The sequence below is a fragment of the Arthrobacter sp. GmRoot5-12 genome, from assembly GCF_059739365.1.
The window spans coordinates 2364167-2383406 of the sequence record NZ_AP046056.1; the positions used below are offsets into that span (position 1 = coordinate 2364167).

General features: G+C 68.2%; 20 protein-coding genes. 15 read left to right on the plus strand and 5 right to left on the minus strand.

Annotation, left to right across the window (positions count from 1 at the left end; all coding sequences use genetic code 11):
• Window positions 1-96 precede the first annotated feature (96 nt).
• From AC6JAM_RS10785 to AC6JAM_RS10810, 6 genes are read left to right on the plus strand one after another with little or no spacing between them, the layout of a single operon-like run.
• The gene (locus tag AC6JAM_RS10785) at window positions 97-1425 is read left to right on the plus strand and encodes an ABC transporter substrate-binding protein (protein WP_018772145.1); all 1329 of its coding nucleotides are present in this window, start codon (window positions 97-99) and stop codon (window positions 1423-1425) included.
• A complete protein-coding gene (locus tag AC6JAM_RS10790) occupies window positions 1425-2339 on the plus strand; it encodes a carbohydrate ABC transporter permease (RefSeq protein WP_018772144.1) in 915 nt (304 codons plus the stop codon). Before AC6JAM_RS10785 ends, AC6JAM_RS10790 begins: the two co-directional genes overlap by 1 nt.
• Entirely contained in the window at window positions 2336-3220 is an 885-nt protein-coding gene (locus AC6JAM_RS10795; RefSeq protein ID WP_144600154.1) for a carbohydrate ABC transporter permease, read from the plus strand. The genes AC6JAM_RS10790 and AC6JAM_RS10795 overlap by 4 nt, the downstream gene beginning before the upstream one ends.
• Before the next feature lie 23 nt (window positions 3221-3243).
• Window positions 3244-4332: an ABC transporter ATP-binding protein gene (locus tag AC6JAM_RS10800; protein ID WP_018772142.1), complete on the plus strand. Its 1089-nt coding sequence runs from the start codon at window positions 3244-3246 to the stop codon at window positions 4330-4332.
• Entirely contained in the window at window positions 4329-5684 is a 1356-nt protein-coding gene (ggh, locus tag AC6JAM_RS10805; RefSeq protein WP_497934646.1) for a glucosylglycerate hydrolase, read from the plus strand. The genes AC6JAM_RS10800 and ggh overlap by 4 nt, the downstream gene beginning before the upstream one ends.
• Before the next feature lie 45 nt (window positions 5685-5729).
• Window positions 5730-7004: a Gfo/Idh/MocA family protein gene (locus AC6JAM_RS10810; protein ID WP_497934647.1), complete on the plus strand. Its 1275-nt coding sequence runs from the start codon at window positions 5730-5732 to the stop codon at window positions 7002-7004.
• On the opposite strand, the gene AC6JAM_RS10815 is transcribed toward AC6JAM_RS10810, so the two are convergent.
• Window positions 6988-7557 carry a HutD/Ves family protein gene (locus AC6JAM_RS10815; protein ID WP_488315522.1) on the minus strand — a complete coding sequence of 190 codons (570 nt, stop codon included), beginning with the start codon at window positions 7555-7557 and terminating at the stop codon, window positions 6988-6990. The genes AC6JAM_RS10810 and AC6JAM_RS10815 overlap by 17 nt on opposite strands.
• Window positions 7558-7662: 105 nt before the next feature.
• On the opposite strand from AC6JAM_RS10815, the gene AC6JAM_RS10820 reads away from it, so the two are divergent.
• A complete protein-coding gene (locus tag AC6JAM_RS10820; RefSeq protein WP_018772138.1) occupies window positions 7663-8274 on the plus strand; it encodes a phosphoribosylanthranilate isomerase in 612 nt (203 codons plus the stop codon).
• 84 nt (window positions 8275-8358) lie between these two features.
• A complete protein-coding gene (locus tag AC6JAM_RS10825) occupies window positions 8359-8775 on the plus strand; it encodes a YccF domain-containing protein (RefSeq protein ID WP_134165067.1) in 417 nt (138 codons plus the stop codon).
• Here the strand turns inward: AC6JAM_RS10825 and AC6JAM_RS10830 are convergent.
• The 3 genes from AC6JAM_RS10830 to AC6JAM_RS10840 are packed head-to-tail and all read right to left on the minus strand — an operon-like array spanning window position 8772 to window position 10887.
• Window positions 8772-9155 carry a VOC family protein gene (locus AC6JAM_RS10830; RefSeq protein ID WP_018772136.1) on the minus strand — a complete coding sequence of 128 codons (384 nt, stop codon included), beginning with the start codon at window positions 9153-9155 and terminating at the stop codon, window positions 8772-8774. The genes AC6JAM_RS10825 and AC6JAM_RS10830 overlap by 4 nt on opposite strands.
• Before the next feature lie 56 nt (window positions 9156-9211).
• On the minus strand, window positions 9212-10021 hold the full coding sequence (locus tag AC6JAM_RS10835) for a 2-phosphosulfolactate phosphatase (protein ID WP_134165068.1): 810 nt from the start codon (window positions 10019-10021) through the stop codon (window positions 9212-9214).
• On the minus strand, window positions 10018-10887 hold the full coding sequence (locus tag AC6JAM_RS10840; RefSeq protein ID WP_497934648.1) for a DUF4031 domain-containing protein: 870 nt from the start codon (window positions 10885-10887) through the stop codon (window positions 10018-10020). Before AC6JAM_RS10840 ends, AC6JAM_RS10835 begins: the two co-directional genes overlap by 4 nt.
• 118 nt (window positions 10888-11005) lie before the next feature.
• Between AC6JAM_RS10840 and AC6JAM_RS10845 the strand changes: the two genes are divergently transcribed.
• From AC6JAM_RS10845 to clpB, 5 genes are all read left to right on the plus strand, one after another.
• Entirely contained in the window at window positions 11006-11416 is a 411-nt protein-coding gene (locus AC6JAM_RS10845; RefSeq protein ID WP_268002071.1) for a TOBE domain-containing protein, read from the plus strand.
• Window positions 11413-12303, plus strand: coding sequence for a molybdate ABC transporter substrate-binding protein (gene modA, locus AC6JAM_RS10850; protein WP_495634911.1), 891 nt, complete (start codon window positions 11413-11415; stop codon window positions 12301-12303). The genes AC6JAM_RS10845 and modA overlap by 4 nt, the downstream gene beginning before the upstream one ends.
• A 38-nt stretch (window positions 12304-12341) precedes the next feature.
• Complete coding sequence (locus tag AC6JAM_RS10855) at window positions 12342-13202, plus strand: ABC transporter permease (RefSeq protein WP_043425686.1); 861 nt, start codon at window positions 12342-12344, stop codon at window positions 13200-13202.
• Entirely contained in the window at window positions 13199-14284 is a 1086-nt protein-coding gene (locus tag AC6JAM_RS10860) for a sulfate/molybdate ABC transporter ATP-binding protein (RefSeq protein WP_018772130.1), read from the plus strand. The genes AC6JAM_RS10855 and AC6JAM_RS10860 overlap by 4 nt, the downstream gene beginning before the upstream one ends.
• 161 nt (window positions 14285-14445) lie before the next feature.
• Window positions 14446-17088: an ATP-dependent chaperone ClpB gene (gene clpB / locus AC6JAM_RS10865; protein WP_497934649.1), complete on the plus strand. Its 2643-nt coding sequence runs from the start codon at window positions 14446-14448 to the stop codon at window positions 17086-17088.
• Window positions 17089-17134: 46 nt separating this feature from the next.
• Here the strand turns inward: clpB and AC6JAM_RS10870 are convergent, their stop codons facing one another.
• Complete coding sequence (locus AC6JAM_RS10870) at window positions 17135-17812, minus strand: septum formation family protein (RefSeq protein ID WP_018772128.1); 678 nt, start codon at window positions 17810-17812, stop codon at window positions 17135-17137.
• A 272-nt stretch (window positions 17813-18084) separates the two neighbouring features.
• On the opposite strand from AC6JAM_RS10870, the gene AC6JAM_RS10875 reads away from it, so the two are divergent.
• Together AC6JAM_RS10875 and AC6JAM_RS10880 are read left to right on the plus strand one after the other, a co-directional pair.
• Window positions 18085-18318: a DUF3073 domain-containing protein gene (locus AC6JAM_RS10875; protein ID WP_018772127.1), complete on the plus strand. Its 234-nt coding sequence runs from the start codon at window positions 18085-18087 to the stop codon at window positions 18316-18318.
• A gap of 126 nt (window positions 18319-18444) precedes the next feature.
• Complete coding sequence (locus tag AC6JAM_RS10880) at window positions 18445-19218, plus strand: VOC family protein (protein WP_223992823.1); 774 nt, start codon at window positions 18445-18447, stop codon at window positions 19216-19218.
• Window positions 19219-19240 lie beyond the last annotated feature (22 nt).

Sequence of the window (19240 nt, forward strand, 5' to 3'; positions counted from 1 at the left end):
GGCGTGGCCCGTCCATCATTGACGCGATCTGTATCACACAATTATGATCGATCATCAGACAAAATACCTAGCAGCCCTTCACCCCAGGAGGCTCTAATGTCCGTTTCCGCCCACCACGACGTCAGCCGGCGAGCATTGCTGAAGGGGGGCCTGACGGTTTTGGCGGCCGGTCCGGTCCTTGCAGCCTGCGGGGTGAATACCAGCGGGAGCGGAGGCAAGGGTTCGGTCAGCTTCCTCTCCACGCAGTTCTCCCCGGTGGAGGAACGCCAGAAGTACGAGGCCACGCTCAAGAAATTCGCGGGGGACATCAGCGTGGCCTACAACCCCGTTGACACGGGCGTATTCAACACCACGCTGAAATCCCAGCTGGCAGCGGGGAAAGTCGAGGTGGGAATCGCAGGCGGACTGCACGGTGACCTGGCCCCCTTCGCCTCGCAGCTTGAGGATCTCAGCTCGCTCATGAACGACCTCTCCTCGGCGGGCTACTCCAAGGATGTGACCGAGCTGGCCAAGCTGGGCACCGACGTCCCCCGGTACATCCCCTGGATCCAGGCCACCTACGTGCTGGCCATCAACAAGAAGGCGCTGCAGTGGCTGCCGTCGGGAGCTGACGTCAACAAGCTCACCTACGACCAGTACCTTGCGTGGGCCAAGGCGGCCAAGGACGCCAACGGCCGGCCCGTCTTCGGCCTTCCCGCCGGCCCCAAGGGACTCCACCACCGCTTCTACCAGGGCTTCCTGCTGCCCAGCTTCACGGGCGGGCAAATCACCACCTTCCGCAACCAGGACGCCGTCAGCGCCTGGACGTACATGCGCGAGCTTTGGGCCAACACGAATCCGGCGTCCACCAACTACGACTTCATGCAGGAGCCGCTGGCCAACGGCGAGGTCCTGGTGGCCTGGGACCACGTGGCGCGCCTCATCACGGCCGTCAAGGACAAGCCGGACGACTGGCAGATGGTTCCGGCCCCGTCCGGGCCCAAGGGCAGGGGCTACCTCCTGATCGTGGGTGGCATGGCAGTGCCGAAGGGTTCCCCCGAGAAGGACAAAGCCTTTGAGCTCATCAAGGCCCTGTCCAAGCCCGAGGCGCAGATCGAGACACTGAAATCCAACGCATTCTTCCCTGTGGTGAAGACGGACATCGGCGGCGACCTGCCAGGCGGCATCGCCCTTGAAGCGAAGGCCGTCAAGGCGCAGCAGGAGGCTTCCGACGCCCTGCTCGCCCTGCCGCCCGTGGGCCTGGGCGACAAGGACCCCCAGGTCTCCCAGCTGTTCAAGAACTGCTTCCAGGAGATCTGCCTGAACAACTCGGACGTCAAGGCCACGCTGGACAAGCAGGGCGCGGAACTGGCCAAGATCATGGACACCCTCAACGTCCCGTGCTGGGCGCCGGATCCCAAGACATCCCCCTGCAAGGTCGCGTGATGGCCGCACCGGACGCGCCGGCGGCAGCCAGGCCGCACGTTCCCCCTGCGGGGCCCAAGGTCCGTGCCCCCAGGAGGAGGGGAAGCTCCGCGGCCCTGCTCCTGATTGCCCCGTCGATCGTGTTCATGACGCTGCTCTTTGGCTGGCCGATGGTCAGCGGCGTCCTGCAGGCATTCGGCGGCCCCGAAGGCTTGACGACGGCGAACTTTACCCGGATGTCCCAGGACCCGTACTTCTGGTCCTCGGTGGGCAACACCCTCCTGCTCATCGTGGTGATGATCCCCATCCAGTTCGTCCTCGCCCTGGCGATGGCCCTGCTGATCCGGGCCAAGCCCCGGGGGGCGTCTGCCTACTTCTACATCTGGGCCATCCCGCTCGCGGTCAGCGACCTCGCCGCCGGCCTGGTGTGGCTGACGGTCTTCACGGACCGCGGCTACCTCAACTCGCTCCTTGCATCCATGGGCCAGCAGCCCGTCTCCTGGCTCGCCTATGACAACTACCCCTCCATGTTCGCGGCGGTGCTCATTGCGGAGGTGTGGCGTGCCACGTCGCTGGTGTTCGTGATTGTCGTGGCCGGCCTGCAGTCCATTCCCAAGGATTACGAGGAAGCCGCCGGGGTCTTCGGGGCCAGCTTCTGGAACCGGCTGTGGCACGTGACCCTGCCGCTGCTGCGTCCCAGCCTGCAAACAGCGTTGATCCTGAGGACCATCCTGGCCTTCCAGACATTCGCCGTTGCCCTTGCCCTCACCGGCCAGAACTTTCCGCTGGTGGTGGGCGAGACCTACCGCTGGTACACAGGCCTGCAGGATCCCAACGTGGCATCGGCGCTGGCGCTGGTGGTCATGTTCGTCTCCATGGTCACGGCCGTGGGCTACCTGAAACTCCTGAGGGACCAGACGGAGGCGGCGCGATGAGCCATGCAACGACGGCCAGGACCACTGCCGGTGCCGACCGGCCCGAACCCGAGGTGGACCGCCGGCCCCTGGCCCGGCAGCGCCGCAACCGGGTGCTCCTCCAGGTGGCCTGCATCCTGATCACGCTCTTCATGGCACTGCCCATCTACCTGATCGCCCTGGCCGCGATGTCCAGCCGGCAATCGCTGCAGAAGTTCCCGCTCAGCTTCATCCCTGACAACTTCTCCACCGAGACCATGCAGACATTCCTGCAGTCCACCGGCATCCTGGGCGGCCTCATCAACTCCGTCCAGGTGGGCGTGTTCACGCTTGTGCTGTCGCTGCTCATCGGCGTTCCGGCAGGATACGCCGTGGCGCGCTTTGCCTTCCGGGGCAGGGAGCCGTACCAGCTCTTCCTGCTGTTCACCCGCGCCCTGCCGATCGTGGTGCTGTCCGTGCCGCTGGCCCAGCTCTTCCTGCAGACGGGGCTGTACGACAGCGCGCTCGCCGTCGTCCTGCTCCACTCGGCGCTGGCCCTGCCCACCACCATCCTGATTACGGCCTCGGTGTTCCTCGGTGTTCCGCGGGACGTGGAGGAAGCGGCGCGGATCTTCGGCTGCAGCCCGGTGCAGGCCTTCCTCAAAGTGGTGCTGCCCATGGCCATACCCGGCATCGCGGCGGCCTCGATCTTCACGTTCGTCATGTCCTGGAACGAGGTCCTGGGCGCGTCGATCCTGACCCTGAACCAGCGCACCCTCCCCGCCCAGGTCCTCAGCTCCCTCGCCGAATCGCCACTTGCCTACCGCTTCGCCGGCGGCTTCCTGCTGGTGGTCCCGGCACTGGTCTTCATCTTCTTCATGCGCCGCTACCTCACCAACATGTGGGGCTCCACCATCCGCTGATTGCGTCCCAGAGAGGCCGTCCCATGGCTGACATCTCCATCAAGGGTCTGCACAAGACCTACCCGGGCAGCACCGAGCTGGCCACGAACAACGTCTCCCTCGAGGTTGCCGAGGGCGAGTTCATGGTGCTGCTGGGACCCTCCGGCTGCGGGAAGACCACCCTGCTGCGCATGGTGGCGGGCCTGGACTTCCCGGACCAGGGCAGCATCTCCATCGGCGGGAGGGACGTGACCTACCTGCCCCCGCAGGACCGCAACCTGTCCATGGTCTTCCAGTCCTACGCCGTCTTCCCGCACCGGAACGTCCGCACCAACATCGCGTTCGGGCTGATGATGAAGAAGGTCCCCCGGGAAGAGCTGGAACGGAAGGTGAAATGGGCGGCGGACCTGCTGCAGCTGAGCCCGTACCTGGACCGCTACCCCGCCAACCTCTCCGGCGGCCAGCGGCAGCGTGTCGCCGTTGCCCGGGCCATCGTCATGGACGCCGATGTGCTGCTGATGGATGAGCCCCTGTCCAACCTGGATGCCCTTCTTCGCCTCGACTTCCGCGCCGAGTTGAAGAAGATCGTCCAGCAGCTCGGTTCCACCACGCTGTACGTCACCCACGACCAGGTGGAGGCGATGAGCCTCTCGGACCGGGTGGCGGTGATGAAGAAGGGCCAGATCGCCCAGCTCGGCCACCCGATCACGGTGTACGAGGAGCCGGCCGACCGGTTTGTGGGCGGTTTCATCGGATCCCCGCCCATGAATTTCCTGGACGGCCGGATCACCCCGCAAGGAGGCCTGGAAGTGGGCGGCCAGAGCATCGCGGCGCCCGAATTCCTGGCCCGGGCAGCGGCCCGTACCGGCGGCACGGCGGTCATGGTGGGCATCCGGGCCGAGAACATTTCGCTGGAGCAGCGGGGCGCGGAGGGTTCCCTGGATGCGGCCGTGGAGGTGGTGGAACCGCTCGGACACGCCACCTTGCTGACCGTGGACCTGGGTGGGCAGACCGTCAAGGTCCAGGTTCCCTCAACAGCGCGGGTTTCGGCGGGGGACACGGTGGGACTGCGTTTCGAGCAAAGCGCCCTCCGCTTTTTCGACACGGAAACCCAGTTGGGGCTGACGGCGTGAGCGCCGAAGCGGACGCGACTGGTTTTCCGCTTCGGGACCTGGCGGACATGAGGCAGCGGGCCAGGGATGTCCTGGCCGCCAATGACCTGGGCACCATGGTCACCGCCGCGCCGAATCTCTACCCGCACATGTGGAGCTGGGACGCGGCCTTCGTGGCCACCGGCCTATCCACGGTGAGCGTGGCCCGGGCGCTGCAGGAGCTGGACTACCTTCTCGCGGCGCAGTGGAAAAGCGGGATGATTCCGCACATCGTGTTCTCCGACGTCCCCGGCTACTTCCCGGACGTGGAGCGGTGGGGAACGCGCGGAGCATCGCCCGAGGGGGTGCAGTCCAGCGGCATCTGCCAGCCGCCCGTCCATGCGACGCTGCTGCGCCGCATCGTGGAGCGCGCGACGGCGGCGGGCGGCGAGGACGCCCGGCTCGCCGAAGAGTTCACCCGGCGGACGCTGCCCCAGTGGATCCGCTGGCATGCGTGGCTGCGCACCAGCCGCGGTGGCGACGGCTCGGGCCTGCTCACGATCTACCATGGCTGGGAGTCCGGCATGGATAACTCGCCGCGGTTCGACGGACCATACTCCAGGGTCCATCCCGGGCCGATGGAGCCCTTTGTCCGGACGGACACGCAAAAGGTCACCGACCGGAGCCAGCGGCCCAGCGACGAGGAATACAGCCGCTACCTCTGGCTGGTGCAGCAGATGGCCGACGTCCGGTTTGACGACGCCCGGCTGCCGGAAGTGATGGACTTCCAGGTCAAGGACGTCTTCATGTCGGCGATCTTCGCCGCGGCCAACAAGGACCTGGCCGTGTTGGCTGAACACATCGGCCTGCGCGGGGATGTGGCCCGGTTGCGGGAGTGGGCGGTGGAGTTCCGGGAGGGCGTGGACGCCACCGTGGATGACCAAACCGGGCTGGCGCGGGACCGCGATGTGCTGGCCGGTGAATGGATCGGGCTGCCCACGATGGCCGGGTTCGCCCCGCTCATCTCCACGGCGGATGACTCCCTGTTGCGGCGGCAGCTGGACATCTTCGAAGGACCGGACTGGACCGGCGACCCGCGCCTGGCCTTCCCGCTGCCGGCATCAACCTCCACCACCTATGAGGGCCTCAAACCCCGGCAGTACTGGCGCGGACCGGTCTGGCCGGTGATGAACTGGTTCCTGGCGGGCTGCCTGCGCAGGCGCGGTGACGGGGAACGGTACCTGCGGCTGCGGGACGCTTCCCTTGCCCAGCTGATGGAGGGCCACTTCGCCGAGTACTACGAACCGTTTACCGGCGAGCCGCTTGGCAGCATGGACCAGTCCTGGACGGCGGCCGTTGCCCTGGAATGGCTCGCCGATCCTGACGCCGGCTGACCCGTGGAGGCGCCGCCGTCGTCCATTCCAGTCACCGCACCACCGGTGCGCCTCCTCATTGCCGGCGCCGGTGCACGGGGTTCCGCCTATGCCCGTCTTGCCGTGGACACGGGCCGGGCCGCCGTGGTGGGGATCGCGGAGCCGCGACGGCACCTGCGCGAAGCCATCGCGGCGGAGCTCCACGTGCCGGCGGAGCGTGTCTTCGAGGACTGGCAGGCCATGCTCCGCACCCGGCTGCCTGCCGACGGCATCATCATTGCCACCCCGGACCGCGACCACGGAAGGCCTTTTGCGGCCGCCGCAGCCCACGGCTACCCGGTCCTCCTGGAGAAGCCCATCGCGCCCGACCCTGCCGGCTGCGCGGAGCTGGCGCGCCTGCAGCAGGAATCGGGAATCAGGGCAGCCGTCTGCCACGTCCTGCGCTACACGCCGCTGACCACCCTGCTGCGGCAACTTCTCTCCGCCGGGGCAGTGGGCCGGGTCATCTCCGTCCAGCACCTGGAACCCGTGGGCTTCTGGCATTTCGCGCACTCCTACGTCCGCGGGAACTGGCGGCGTGAGGCAGAGTCCAGCCCCTTCCTGCTGGCCAAGTGCACGCACGACGTCGACTGGCTCTCCTTCATCATTGGAAGCCGGCCCCTTCGGGTGTCCTCCTTTGGCAGGCTGTCGCATTTCCGTCCGGAGGAAGCGCCGGAAGGCGCGTCAGGGCGCTGCACGGACTGCCCGGCGGAAGCCCGCTGCCCCTATTCGGCCCTGCGCATCTACGCGCCGGGCCGGCCGCCGGACGGTGCCCCTGCGGACCCCGGCAGGGCCTATTTTGCCGACGTGGTGGACCCGGGCGGCACACCGGAATCGCTGTGGAAGGCGTTGGCAACGGGGCCCTACGGGCGGTGCGTCTACTCAGGAGGCAACGACGTGGTGGACCACCAGGTGGTGAACATCGACTACGAGGACGGCACCACCGCCGCCTTCACCGCCACGGCCTTCACCGCCGCAGGCCCGCGCCGCACCAGGATATTCGGGAGCCACGGAGAAATCTCCATCGAGGCAGGCAGCATATCGGTCCATGACTTCCTGACCGGGACCACCACCGCCTACCCCGCCCCCGCCGCTGACCCCACGGTGCCCGGCGAAAAGCATGAAGGCGGCGACCGGGGACTCGTGCAGGCCTGGGTCGCTGCCCTGGCCGGCGGTGACTGGTCCGGAGTGGTGTCGGGGCTGGAGGAGTCATTGGTCAGCCATGCGGTGGTTTTCGCGGCTGAGGAGGCGCGCCGGAGGGGCGCCGTGGTACCGGTGGAAGGGTTCAGTTCCCGGCTGTAACCGGATCGAGCGACACCACGGCCAGGAAGCCGCGGCCCAGGACCTCGGGCGAGTCGGCGTCGGAACCCACCACGGCGTCGTACCTGCCCAGCTCCAGCGGCTCGGTTCCGCTGTCGCTGACCGTCGCCTGCCCCTGCAGCAGCACCGCAAGCTGGCCCTCAAACACTGGGTGGGCGCGCTTCTTGGACAGCTCGATGATGGACGTGTAGCCCTTGAAGGCGGCTGCTCGCGTGATGACGTTCAGGTCCCGGATGTCCCCGGTGGGCAGTTTGGCCGCGGTGGCGGCGCCGCCGTCGAACCTGAAGGGACGGTACTTCTCCAGGGGCTGTTCCGCCCCGTCCACGGTGAGCAGCAGCAATTCCCCCTCGATGACCGTCAGGACCCGCTCCATGCCGGGGAACGCGGAGAAGTCCCCGGCCTTGGCCACGTCTGCGATGCTCACACGCCAGTCCCAGCCGCCGTCGGCCGCGCCCTGGCGGGCGATTTCCCTGGTCACCCCGCCGCCGTTGCGCCATGGTTCGGCCTTGAGTTCAGCGAAGCGGATGATCTGCATCAGCCCAGCCTAGTTCGCTGCGGTGGTCACGCGTCGCAGCCCGTACCCTGTCCCTGCTACTCTCCTGCGGGGGGTCATCACGAAAACAGCCTGAAGGAGCCGGGAATGTTCGTTAAAGTGTGTGGTCTCAGCACGCCCGAATCGGTGCGTGAAGCGGTGGATGCCGGCGCGGACGCCGTGGGGTTCGTCCTCACCGCGAGCCCCCGCGTTGTCTCGCCGTCGCAGGTGGCCTCCCTGCTGTCAGGGGTCCCCAAGGGTGTTTCCCCGATCGGGGTCTTCCGGGATGAGCCCGTGGCGGACGCCATCGCCATTGCCCGGGCCGCAGGCCTGGAATGGATCCAGCTGCACGGCCAGCGGTCGCGTGCGGACGTGGCAACAGTGCACGACGCCGGCATGAAGCTGGTCAGGGCCGTCACCATGGGTGCCGGCCAGGATGAGTTCGACGACTGGGGCGAGGACCTGCTCCTGATTGACGCCGCGGTGCCGGGCTCAGGGGAATCCTGGGACTACGCCTCCGTGGCGGACCTGCCGGTGCTGCAGGGACGGAACTGGCTGCTCGCCGGCGGACTGGACGCTGCCAATGTTGGCCAGGCATCAGCGGCCGCGCATGCCTGGGGAGTGGATGTTTCCTCAGGCGTGGAGGCATCCCGGGGCGTGAAGGACCCTGCCAAGATCCGCGCCTTTGTCCACGCCGCAAAGTCGGCCGCCACGGTGTAGGCGCCGCAGTCCGGCCGGGGATCAGGGCAGGATCAGGGGAGTCCCCCAGCGCCGCGTGGCAGGGGCTGGGGGCAGAATGGGTGCATGAAGACACTTCTGAACATCATCTGGCTGGTTTTCGGCGGCCTGTGGCTGGCCCTGGGCTATTTCCTCGCGGGCGTGGTCTGCTGCCTGCTGATCGTCACCATCCCCTGGGGCATCGCCTCGTTCCGGATCGCCGCCTACACGTTGTGGCCGTTCGGCCGGATGGTGGTGGACAAGCCCGGCGGCACCGGTGTCTTCTCGCTGCTGGGCAACGTGATCTGGCTGCTCGTGGCCGGCATCTGGATCGCCATCGGCCACGTGGTGACCGCGTTCGCCATGGCCGTGACCATCATCGGGATCCCGCTGGCCATCGCCAACCTCAAGCTCATCCCGGTATCCCTTATGCCGCTGGGCAAGCAGATCGTGCCCACCAATACGCCGTTTGTGAGCAACTACCCCGTCAGCCGCTACCGCTAGGCGGATCCGTCCGGGCGCATCGCCCGCAGCACGCAGAACTCGTTGCCGTCGGGATCAGCCATGACAACCCAGGTTGCCGCTGCCCCCTGTCCCACCGAGATTTGCCGGGCGCCCAGCTCTTCCAGCCTGGCCACCTCCGCGTCCTGGTCCTCCGGGCGGAGGTCCAGGTGAAGGCGGTTCTTGAGTTCCTTCTGCTCCGGGACCCTGAGGAAAAGCAGGTCCGGCAACACGCCGTCCCCGGCGCTGCCTGCCGGCGGCTCCAGCACGATCTCGTCGTCCTCTTCATGGGTGCGGCGCCAGCCAAGCGCTTTTTCCCAAAAGGCAGCAGGAACCCGGGGGTCGGTGGAATCAATGGCAAGGGCTTGGATGCGCAGGCTCATCCGTGCAGTTTTGCATCCGGTTCCGGCATCCGTAAACCCGTGGAAGCCGCAGCCCCTTAGAGCGGCCGGAACGCCCCGTTGCGCAGGAGGGCCACCGAATCGCTTTGGTCCAGTTCCGCGGCGATGTCCACGTCCTCTGGGTAGCCGGCCCCGGTCAACTCGCGGCCGCTGGAACACAACTGGAGCATCTCACGCAGCCGAGGTTCGGCGGCTTCGAAAACGGCCATGGCAGCTACGGCCTCCGGCGCGTAGCCGTGCCTGCCGTCCCCGGCTTCGTAGCCGCCCCTGCCGGCGGCCGCCAGCCCGGCGATGAACGCGCCCGCCCCGATCTGGTCCTCCACCGCAGGCCGCAGCGTGCCGTCCGGCCAGCGCTCCCCGGCAGCAACCACCGCCAGTACCGCGTCCTCCGGAAGGTTCGCCGCCACCCAGTCGGCCGTGGCTGCGGCGTTCCGGAGGCACACTGCGGCCACCAGCGGTACGTCCCCGGCCAGCGCGTGGCAAAGTTCCGACCCGTTGGGGGAGGGCAGGACCACTTTTCCCAGGGCTTCTGCCGCGCGGAGGCTTGCGGGGGAGAGGCTCAGCCCGCCACCGCCGCGCGGGCCGGCCAGCTGCGCCTGGTGGTGGGCGGCGAAGTCTTCGGCGCTGGTGTCCCGCCACGGGTAGGGAAACACCTCCGCGCCGCGGTCCAGCGCCACACTGACGCAGGTGCTGAAGGAAAAGACATCCACCACCACCGCAATGTCGGCGCCGGACGCCACGGTCCCGGCTCCATCAAGGCCCCAGTCCAGCCTGACCGTGAACGGAAGCTGGCGGTGCGCGGCATTGGCGGAGTGCGTGTGCCGTGAACCGGAGCCCGGAACGTTCATGCCAGTTCACCTTTCAGGTTCAGGTGCGCGGCGTCCTGCCACAGTTCCCGGGCCCGTGGGTGGTGAAAGAGCGGGTCCAGTTCCAGCAGGTGGCGCACGACGGCGGCCCTGCCGGCTGCGAAGTCGGCGTCACCGATGTGCGCGTAGTCTTTGCGGACAGCGGCAAGGTAGCGGGCGTATTCCTCAGGATCGCCGCCGAGGACCGAGAGGTCCGCGTCGCAGAGGAGGGCGCCGTCGTGGTCCCCTGGTTCGGGCCGGTGGTCCGACGTGAGGCGGACCAGCCGCGCCACTTCCGCCACCTCGTCCGGCGGCAGTCCGGTCCCGGCCAGCCGGCTTTCCGCCAGCCGGGCGGACTCCTCCTCGTCCCTGCCCGCCGCGCCGCGGTACACGGCATCGTGGAACCAGGCCGCCAGCAGCACGGTCCGCGGCGCCTGGCCCGGTTCGGTGAGCAGGTCCAGTGCCTCCAGGACGGAGAGCAGGTGGGTGCAGCCGTGGTAATGGCGGTGTGGTTCGCTCCATCGGTCCAGCAGGTCCAGGAAGAGTGCGTCACGGCCCGGCATGATGGCTTCCCAGCGGGACAGCAGTGGGACCTTCAGCGACTTGTTCCGCCGGCGTGCCGGGATCCGGAGCCCGCTGGCGATCAGTTTGCGGACCAGCACCCTGCCCTCCACCCGGACCGCGCCTGCCGCCACCAGCTCCTCAATGCGGCGTTCCGGCACATCGTAATGGTCGCCGTCGAACGCCCGCTCCGGGATCCCCGCGGCAGCTGCGAACGCATGCAGCTCATCCAGCGAAGAGTCCGAGACCAGGTGCGAGAAATGTGTTCCGTGTGCAGGCCACAGAGGCGGGTCAATGTAGATGGCCATGGAAGGAGTCTAGTGCCGCCCTTCGGGCAGGGGACGCGCAGCCACGGGGCACGCAGTCATTTTGCATATGCTCCCAGAAGCGGAGGCCTAATCCGCATCTGCGGACTAGAATCAAGAAATGACCCTTATCCGCGTTTCTGAAGCTGCCCGTCTCCTGGGCGTAAGTGACGATACCGTCCGCCGCTGGACGGAGCACGGAACACTTACCCCGCTCCGGGACGGTTCCGGCCGGCTCGCCGTCGATGGACTCGAGCTGGCGACGCATGCGCAAAAGCTGGCCCAGCTGCCCGATGACCCCAAGAGCGGGAGCAGCTCCGCCCGGAACCGGTTCGTGGGCCTGGTCACCAACGTCATCACGGACAAGGTGATGGCACAGGTGGAACTGCAGTGCGGGCCGTTCCGGGTGGTCTCGCTGATGAGCAGCGAGGCCGTGCGGGAACTGGGCCTGGAACCGGGCTCGGTGGCCACGGCGGTGGTCAAGGCAACAACGGTCATCATCGAATCCCCGAAGGGCAGGGCCACCGCATGACCCGGACCTCCACGCGTACCGCGGTGTCCGCCTCCCTGGCGCGGCTCCTTTCGCTTGCTGTCCTGCCGGCCGCCGTGCTGCTGCTGGCCGTCCTCACCGGCTGCGCTGCGGGCGGAGCGGCCCAGGGCACAGGCCCTGGCGAGGAGAACAGCGCGGGCAACAGCGCAGCCGGCTCAGGCGCCAAGCCGGAAGGCACCATCACCGTTTTCGCGGCCGCCTCCCTCAAAGGCACCTTCACCGAACTCGCCCGCACCTTCGAGGCGGAAAACCCCGGCACCACGGTTGCCCTGAGCTTTGCAGGGTCCTCGGACCTGGCCAGCCAGATCAGCCAGGGGGCGCCGGCGGATGTCTTCGCGCCGGCGGACCTGGCCAACATGAAGAAGGTGCAGGACGCCGGGCTGGTGGACGGCGCCGCCAGGAACTTCGCCACCAACACCCTCGCCATCGCAGTAGCGCCGGGCAACCCGGCAGGAATCACCGCACTGAAGGACCTTGCCCGGCCGGGCCTCAAACTGGTCACCTGCGCAAGGCAGGTTCCCTGCGGGACTGCCGCGGCCACGGCCGCGGAGGCGGCCGGAGTGGCGCTGAATCCGGTCAGCGAGGAGAACGCGGTCACGGACGTCCTGGGCAAGGTGGCCTCCGGGGAGGCCGACGCCGGGCTGGTCTACGGCACGGACATCAAGTCCGCCGGGTCCAAGGTGGCCGGGATCCAGTTCCCGGAATCAGGGAGTGCGGTCAACACCTACCCGATCGCCGGCGTCGCCGGCGGCCGGAACAAGGCCGCCGCCCGGGCTTTCCTGGACCTCGTCACCGGTCCGGAAGGCCGGCGCGTCCTCGCTGCAGCGGGGTTTGGGCCGGCCGGCGCCGGTGACGGAAGCGTCAAGTGACCCGGGAGCAGGCAGCAAGGCGGCAGCCCTTTCTGCCCATGGTGCGGCCACGCACCCCAAGCCCGGCCTACTCCGGCATCCCCGGCTGGGTCCGCGCGCTGGCCGTCCTGGCCGCCGTCGTCGTCGTGCTTCCGCTGCTGGCGATGGTGCTCCGCGTGGACTGGCCGCGGTTCCTCCCGCTGGTGACCTCCGGGCCGTCGCTGACCGCGCTTGGGCTGAGCCTGCGGACCTCGGCCGCCAGCACCCTGCTGTGCATTGTGCTGGGCGTACCGCTGGCTCTGGTCCTTGCCCGGGACACCTTCCGCCTGCAGGGGCTGCTGCGCTCGCTGGTGCTCCTGCCGCTGGTCCTTCCTCCTGTGGTGGGCGGCATCGCGCTGCTCTACACGTTCGGCCGGCAGGGGCTGCTGGGGCAGACGCTGAACGTGCTCGGCCTGCAGATCGCCTTCTCCACCACCGCGGTGGTCCTGGCGCAGACGTTCGTGGCCCTGCCGTTCCTGGTGGTTAGCCTTGAGGGTGCCCTGCGCACCTCGGGCTCCCGCTACGAGGCGGTGGCGGCGACGCTGGGCGCACGCCCCGGCACGGTGTTCCGTCGCGTCACGCTTCCGCTGGTGCTCCCGGGGCTGGCGTCCGGCGCGGTCCTCGCCTTCGCGCGGAGCCTGGGCGAGTTCGGCGCCACGCTGACGTTCGCGGGCAGCCTGCAGGGGGTGACGCGGACCCTGCCGCTGGAAATCTACCTGCAGCGCGAAACGGACCCGGACGCCGCCGTCGCCCTGTCCCTGGTACTCGTGGCCGTCGCCGTGGCGGTGGTTGCCCTTGCATACCGGCGCCCGGCACCGGGCCGTTCCGGGTCAGGCAAAAGGACGACGGCGCCGGCCCCGGCAGGAGGGGGTGTCCGGTGACATTGTCCTTCCACGCAGTGGTGGCCGGGCGCAGCTTCGACGTGGCCCTGAGCGTCCGACCGGGCGAAACCGTGGCCGTCATGGGGCCCAACGGTGCCGGCAAATCAACCCTGCTGGCCGGCATCGCGGGCCTCCTGCGGCCGGACAGCGGCCGGGCCGAACTCAACGGCAGGACCCTCTTTGACCTCGACGGCGGAAAACGTACGTGGGCGGCTCCGCACCGCCGCGGCACCGCCCTGCTGGCCCAGGAACCGCTGCTCTTCCCCCACCTGAATGCCCTGGACAATGTCTCGTTCGGGCCCCGCAGCGCCGGAGTTTCCAAGCGGAATGCGGAGGAGCAGGCGCTGCACTGGCTGGCCGAGGTGGAGGCCGGAGAACTGGCCGGGCGGCGTCCCGCCCAGCTGTCCGGCGGCCAGGCCCAGCGCGTGGCCGTGGCCCGTGCGCTCGCCGCCGACCCCGCCCTCCTCCTGCTCGACGAGCCGCTGGCAGCCCTGGATATCCACTCCGCGCCGCTGCTGCGCCGCCTGTTCAAGCGCGTCCTCGCAGGCCGGCAGGCCATCATCGTGACCCACGACGTACTGGACGCGCTGGTGCTCGCGGACCGGGTGGTCATCCTGGAAAACGGCCGGATCGCGGAGGAAGGCCCCACCCGGGCGGTGCTGGAGCGGCCGCGCAGCTCCTTTGCCGCCGGGCTCGCCGGGCTGAACTTCATTCCGGGCATCCTCGACGGGGCGGGGGTGCGGACCAGCCACGGCCTGCGGATTGCCGGCCACGACGAGGAAGCCGTCCCCGCCGCGGCGTCCGGGGAGCCTGGCCCGCTGCCCAGGGCGGGCGGTCCCGGCGTCGCCGTGTTCCCGCCGTCGGCCGTTTCCGTGTTCCTCGACGATGCGCACGGCAGCCCGCGGAACTCGTTTGCCGTCACCATCACGGACCTCGAGCCGCACGGCGACCAGATCCGCGTCCGGGCCGGCGGCCTGGCCGCGGACATCACCCCTGCCGCCTCCGCCGACCTGGGCCTTGTCCCCGGCATGACGGTGCACTTCGTGGTCAAGGCCGCGGCCGTGTCCGTGTACGGGACCTAGGCGGAGTATGTCCCGGCAGCCGATTGTCCAAGCAGGCCCGGCGGGACCTCCGGCTCTGGACAGCCGTTTCGCCGTGGGCAAACATGGCTAGTGGACGTCGCCGTCCAAAGTTGAGCGTAGTAGACTCAACTTAGTCAACAAGCCCCCGAAAGGAGCTCTCTTTGGACGTCAAATTCACCACCAAGAGCCAGGAGGCTCTTTCCGCCGCGGCAATGAACGCCTCGACGGCCGGCAACCCCCAGGTGGAACCGGCCCACCTCCTCAAGGCGCTGATGGACCAGCGTGAGGGCGTCGCCGTCGCGCTGCTTCGCGCAACTGGCGCCGATCCCGATGCCGTCAGCGTCCAGGCCAGCAGTGCCATCAAGGCACTGCCCGCCACGTCGGGCGGCTCCAGCCAGCAGGCGCAGCTGTCCCGGCCCGCACTGCAGGCCATCCAGCACGCCAAGGAGGAAGCGGACCGTCTGGGCGACAGCTTTGTCTCCACCGAGGTGCTCCTGGTGGGCCTCTCCACCGGCAACGATGCCGCCGCCCGCCTGCTGCGCGACGCCGGCGCCTCCCGCGAGGCACTTCTCGCCGCCCTGCCGGGCGTCCGCGGCGACCGCAAGGTGGACAGCCCGGACCCCGAGAACACCTTCCAGGCGCTCGAGAAGTACGGCACCGACCTCACCGCCATGGCCCGCGCCGGCAAGCTGGACCCCGTGATCGGCCGGGACGCCGAAATCCGGCGCGTTGTCCAGGTCCTGTCCCGCCGCACCAAGAACAACCCGGTGCTCATCGGCGAACCCGGCGTGGGCAAGACCGCCGTGGTGGAAGGCCTGGCCCAGCGGATGGTGGCCGGCGACGTCCCGGAGAGCCTGCGGGGCAAGACCCTCATCTCCCTTGACCTCGGCTCCATGGTGGCCGGCGCCAAGTACCGCGGCGAATTCGAGGAGCGGCTGAAGGCGGTCCTGGAGGAGATCAAGGGCTCAGACGGCCAGATTGTCACCTTCATCGACGAGATCCACACCGTGGTGGGCGCCGGCGCCACCGGCGATTCCTCCATGGACGCCGGCAACATGCTCAAGCCCATGCTGGCCCGTGGCGAGCTGCGGCTGATCGGCGCCACCACGCTGGACGAGTACCGGGAGAACATCGAGAAGGACGCGGCCCTGGAACGCCGCTTCCAGCAGGTGTACGTTGGCGAGCCCAGCGTGGAGGACACCATCGGCATCCTCCGTGGCCTGAAGGAGCGCTACGAGGCGCACCACAAGGTCTCCATCGCCGACTCCGCGCTGGTGGCGGCAGCCACGCTGTCCAACCGCTACATTTCGGGCCGCCAGCTGCCGGACAAGGCCATCGACCTGGTGGACGAGGCCGCGTCCCGGCTGCGCATGGAGATCGACTCCGCCCCGGAGGAGATCGACCAGCTGCGGCGCCAGGTGGACCGGCTCACCATGGAGGAGCTCGCGCTGGAGGGCGAGACCGACGCTGCCTCCGTGGAGCGGCTGGCTGCGCTCCGGGCCGACAAGGCGGACAAGGAGGAGGAGCTCTCCGCGCTCAACGCCCGCTGGGAGGCTGAAAAGGCCGGCCTGAACCGGGTGGGTGACCTGAAGGCCAAGCTCGATGAGCTGCGGTCCGCCGCGGACAAGGCCCAGCGCGAGGGTGACCTGGAGACCGCCTCGCGGATCCTCTACGGGGAAATTCCGGCGCTGGAACGCGAGCTGAACGCCGCTGCCGAAGCGGAGGCCGCCGTGACGGACAAGTCCGCGCAGATGGTGGCGGAGGAAGTGACGGCAGAAGACATCGCGGAGGTCATTTCCGCGTGGACCGGCATCCCGGCCGGCCGCATGCTGCAAGGTGAAAGCCAGAAGCTGCTGCACATGGAGGAGGAGCTCGGCAAGCGCCTCATCGGCCAGGGCAAGGCTGTAGCCGCAGTCTCAGACGCCGTCCGGCGCGCCAGGGCGGGCATCAGTGACCCCAACCGGCCCACGGGTTCCTTCCTGTTCCTGGGCCCCACCGGCGTAGGCAAGACCGAGCTGGCCAAGGCCCTGGCGGACTTCCTGTTCGACGACGAACGCGCCATGGTGCGGATCGACATGTCCGAGTACGGCGAGAAGCACAGCGTCGCCCGGCTGGTCGGGGCGCCTCCGGGATACGTGGGCTACGAGGAAGGCGGGCAGCTGACCGAGGCCGTGCGCCGTCGTCCCTACTCGGTGGTGCTGCTGGACGAAGTGGAGAAGGCGCACCCCGAGGTGTTCGACATCCTCCTGCAGGTGCTCGACGACGGCCGCCTCACCGACGGGCAGGGCCGCACCGTGGACTTCCGCAACGTGATCCTGGTGCTCACCTCCAACCTGGGCAGCCAGTTCCTGGTGGACCAGACGCTGGACGCCGAGGCCAAGCGCAATGCGGTCATGGCCACGGTGAACGCGTCCTTCAAGCCGGAGTTCCTCAACCGGCTCGATGAAGTGGTGCTGTTCGATGCCCTCACGGTGGAGGAGCTGGCGCACATTGTGGAACTGCACGTGGCGGAACTGGGCCGCAGGCTGCACGAGCGCCGGCTCACCCTCGATGTGACCGACAGCGCCAAGGCCTGGCTGGCCCTGTCCGGCTACGACCCCGCCTACGGCGCCCGGCCGCTGCGCCGCCTGGTGCAGCGCGAGATCGGCGACCGGCTGGCCAAGTCCATCCTCGCCGGTGAAATCAGCGACGGCGACACCGTCCTGGTTGATACCGCGCCGGACTTTGGGGAACTGACGGAGCGCAACGTGGACGCGTTGACGGGCGCCCCCAGTTCCGGACTGTCGGTGCGGCGGAAGGACTAGCCGCAGGGCCTCTGAAGCGGGCCGTGCTGCCCTGGCGGGCTGACCGTCAGGGCAGCACGCTCGCGTTAATCACATTGCCGGTGTCTGCCGTGACGTAGCAATCAACCCTGCGGTCGCCGGATTCCCAACTGGTGCTGCTGGGGAAGCTGCGCTGGTAGTTGAGCTGGAAGTTTTTCGCCGCCGGGCCGAGTTTCGCCGCCTGGCAGACTTCCAGTGCCTTGGCCTTGAGCGGCTCCGCCCCCGGGTACTTGGCGCTTTCCGGATATGTCAAGGTGGCCACCAGCTGGGCCGAATGGCCCGTATCGCAGGGCACCAGCGTGGACGTCAGGGCCTGGGGATCGAAATCCTTGAAGCAGTCACCCAGTGCGTACGCCGGGGGTGCGACCCCTTCGCGGGGAAGGGGTTGGGGAGTGGCCGGCGGCGTGACCGCGGTTTGCAGCACGCCCTGTGCGTCATTCTTTGCCGCATCGGTGCCAGGCGAGGAGTTCAACCAGACGGCAAGCCACACCAGTGAGCCGGCAACGGCGAGGATGACGACGACCAGAAACGCCTTCCACAGGGCAGGCTTCCTGTTGGTGTGTTTTTCCGGCGCAGGATCATGGCGCGGCTGGGACCAGGTAACGGATTCCGGGGCGGGGGCTGAACCGGTCCCACTGTGGATCTTCGGCAGGCTTCCGGTCCGCGGAGGCGAAGCGGGTTTCGGCGGGATGTCCTGGTGGTTCACGGGTGCGCATCCTCCTGGGTTTTGGTGCCACGGCTCGCCAACGGCCAGATAAAATCGGCAGTTCTTAAGCGACTCTACCGAAGAAAAATGCCGGAATCCCGCGGGAGGAGGTGCATCATGGTACCCCACCCGGCCGTCCGGGGCGCCGGGCGGCAAGCGGGGCCCGCCGAAAGCATGTAATCTAGGTGTACGACAAATTGACCAAACATTCCGGGGCCTCACCGATCGCCAAGGTGACCACCTCCGGTCCAAGTACAAAAGGGGGTCACGCCATGGGGCGCGGCCGTCAAAAGGCAAAAGCTACCAAGCAGGCTCGGGACATTAAGTACTACTCCCCGAACACTGACTACTCGGCACTTCAGCGTGAGCTGACGGGCCCTGGAAGTCGTTCAACGAGCCATTACTCGAATGAACCGGTCGAACCGGACTATTCGGCTTATGTGGATAAGTACGCGGATGATTTGGATGACGATGACGACGAGGTAGACAACCGTCGCATCGGCTAGTTGTCGCAAGCCTGCTGTGGCCCCTGGCCCGGCTGCTGTGGCGCCGCTTACGTCATGGAGCCCGCTGCCCCACCGAATTACCGGCAGGGCAGCGGGCTTTCCGTGTTTGGTTGGTAACCTGACCGCATGACTGTTCGGACCACGTACGCCAGCGGCGAGCCCTGCTGGGCGGATCTCCAGACCCCCGATGTTGATGCCGCCAAAGATTTCTACGGCCGCCTGTTCGGCTGGACCTACCAGGACTTCCCCACTCCGGACGGCCGCAGCTACGCGCAGGCCTTTGTCCGCGGGCAGTTGGTGGCCACCATTGCGCCGCAAAATCCCTTGCAGCTTGAGGCCGGCACCGCTGCCGAGTGGAACGTCTACTTTGCGGCCGCAGATGCCGCGGACCTGCTCCAGGAAGCGGGCCATGCCGGCGGAACCGCCCAGTTCGGGCCTGAGACGGTGGGCGACACCGGGGTGCTGGGCTTTTTGGCCCCTCCCGGCGGCGGAACCACCGGGATCTGGCAGGCGGGTACCCACTTCGGCAGCCGGCTCTTCAACGAGCCGGGCGCCTTGGCCTGGGCTGAGCTCTTTACACCCGAGCCGCAGGCCGCCATCGGCTTCTTCCAGCAGCTTTTCGGCCATGAAGTCACCGAGTACCCCCAGGACGACGGCGGCAGCTACAGCACGCTGCTCATCGACGGCAGCGAGGTGGCCGGCATCGTTCCTGCCGACGAAGGCGAGGAAGCGGACTGGCAGATCTACTTTGGCGCGGCAGATATTGCCGCGGCGGCAGCGGCCGCCCTGGCAGCAGGCGGCGAAGTCCTGGTGGAGCCGGATGACCGTCCCACGGTGGGATCACTGGCCACCATCGAGGACCCGCAGGGCGGTGTGCTGAACCTCATCCAGGTCGCTTAAAAGTGGAGGCTCCCCACCGCGT

Bases quoted from the DNA above. Each gene is read 5' to 3' on its own strand.
- AC6JAM_RS10785 (WP_018772145.1), top strand. From the start codon at position 97: ATGTCCGTTTCCGCCCACCACGACGTCAGCCGGCGAGCATTGCTGAAG.
- AC6JAM_RS10790 (WP_018772144.1), top strand. From the start codon at position 1,425: ATGGCCGCACCGGACGCGCCGGCGGCAGCCAGGCCGCACGTTCCCCCT.
- AC6JAM_RS10795 (WP_144600154.1), top strand. From the start codon at position 2,336: ATGAGCCATGCAACGACGGCCAGGACCACTGCCGGTGCCGACCGGCCC.
- AC6JAM_RS10800 (WP_018772142.1), top strand. From the start codon at position 3,244: ATGGCTGACATCTCCATCAAGGGTCTGCACAAGACCTACCCGGGCAGC.
- AC6JAM_RS10815 (WP_488315522.1), bottom strand. From the start codon at position 7,557: ATGCAGATCATCCGCTTCGCTGAACTCAAGGCCGAACCATGGCGCAAC.
- AC6JAM_RS10820 (WP_018772138.1), top strand. From the start codon at position 7,663: ATGTTCGTTAAAGTGTGTGGTCTCAGCACGCCCGAATCGGTGCGTGAA.
- AC6JAM_RS10825 (WP_134165067.1), top strand. From the start codon at position 8,359: ATGAAGACACTTCTGAACATCATCTGGCTGGTTTTCGGCGGCCTGTGG.
- AC6JAM_RS10830 (WP_018772136.1), bottom strand. From the start codon at position 9,155: ATGAGCCTGCGCATCCAAGCCCTTGCCATTGATTCCACCGACCCCCGG.
- AC6JAM_RS10835 (WP_134165068.1), bottom strand. From the start codon at position 10,021: ATGAACGTTCCGGGCTCCGGTTCACGGCACACGCACTCCGCCAATGCC.
- AC6JAM_RS10840 (WP_497934648.1), bottom strand. From the start codon at position 10,887: ATGGCCATCTACATTGACCCGCCTCTGTGGCCTGCACACGGAACACAT.
- AC6JAM_RS10845 (WP_268002071.1), top strand. From the start codon at position 11,006: ATGACCCTTATCCGCGTTTCTGAAGCTGCCCGTCTCCTGGGCGTAAGT.
- modA (WP_495634911.1), top strand. From the start codon at position 11,413: ATGACCCGGACCTCCACGCGTACCGCGGTGTCCGCCTCCCTGGCGCGG.
- AC6JAM_RS10855 (WP_043425686.1), top strand. From the start codon at position 12,342: ATGGTGCGGCCACGCACCCCAAGCCCGGCCTACTCCGGCATCCCCGGC.
- AC6JAM_RS10875 (WP_018772127.1), top strand. From the start codon at position 18,085: ATGGGGCGCGGCCGTCAAAAGGCAAAAGCTACCAAGCAGGCTCGGGAC.
- AC6JAM_RS10880 (WP_223992823.1), top strand. From the start codon at position 18,445: ATGACTGTTCGGACCACGTACGCCAGCGGCGAGCCCTGCTGGGCGGAT.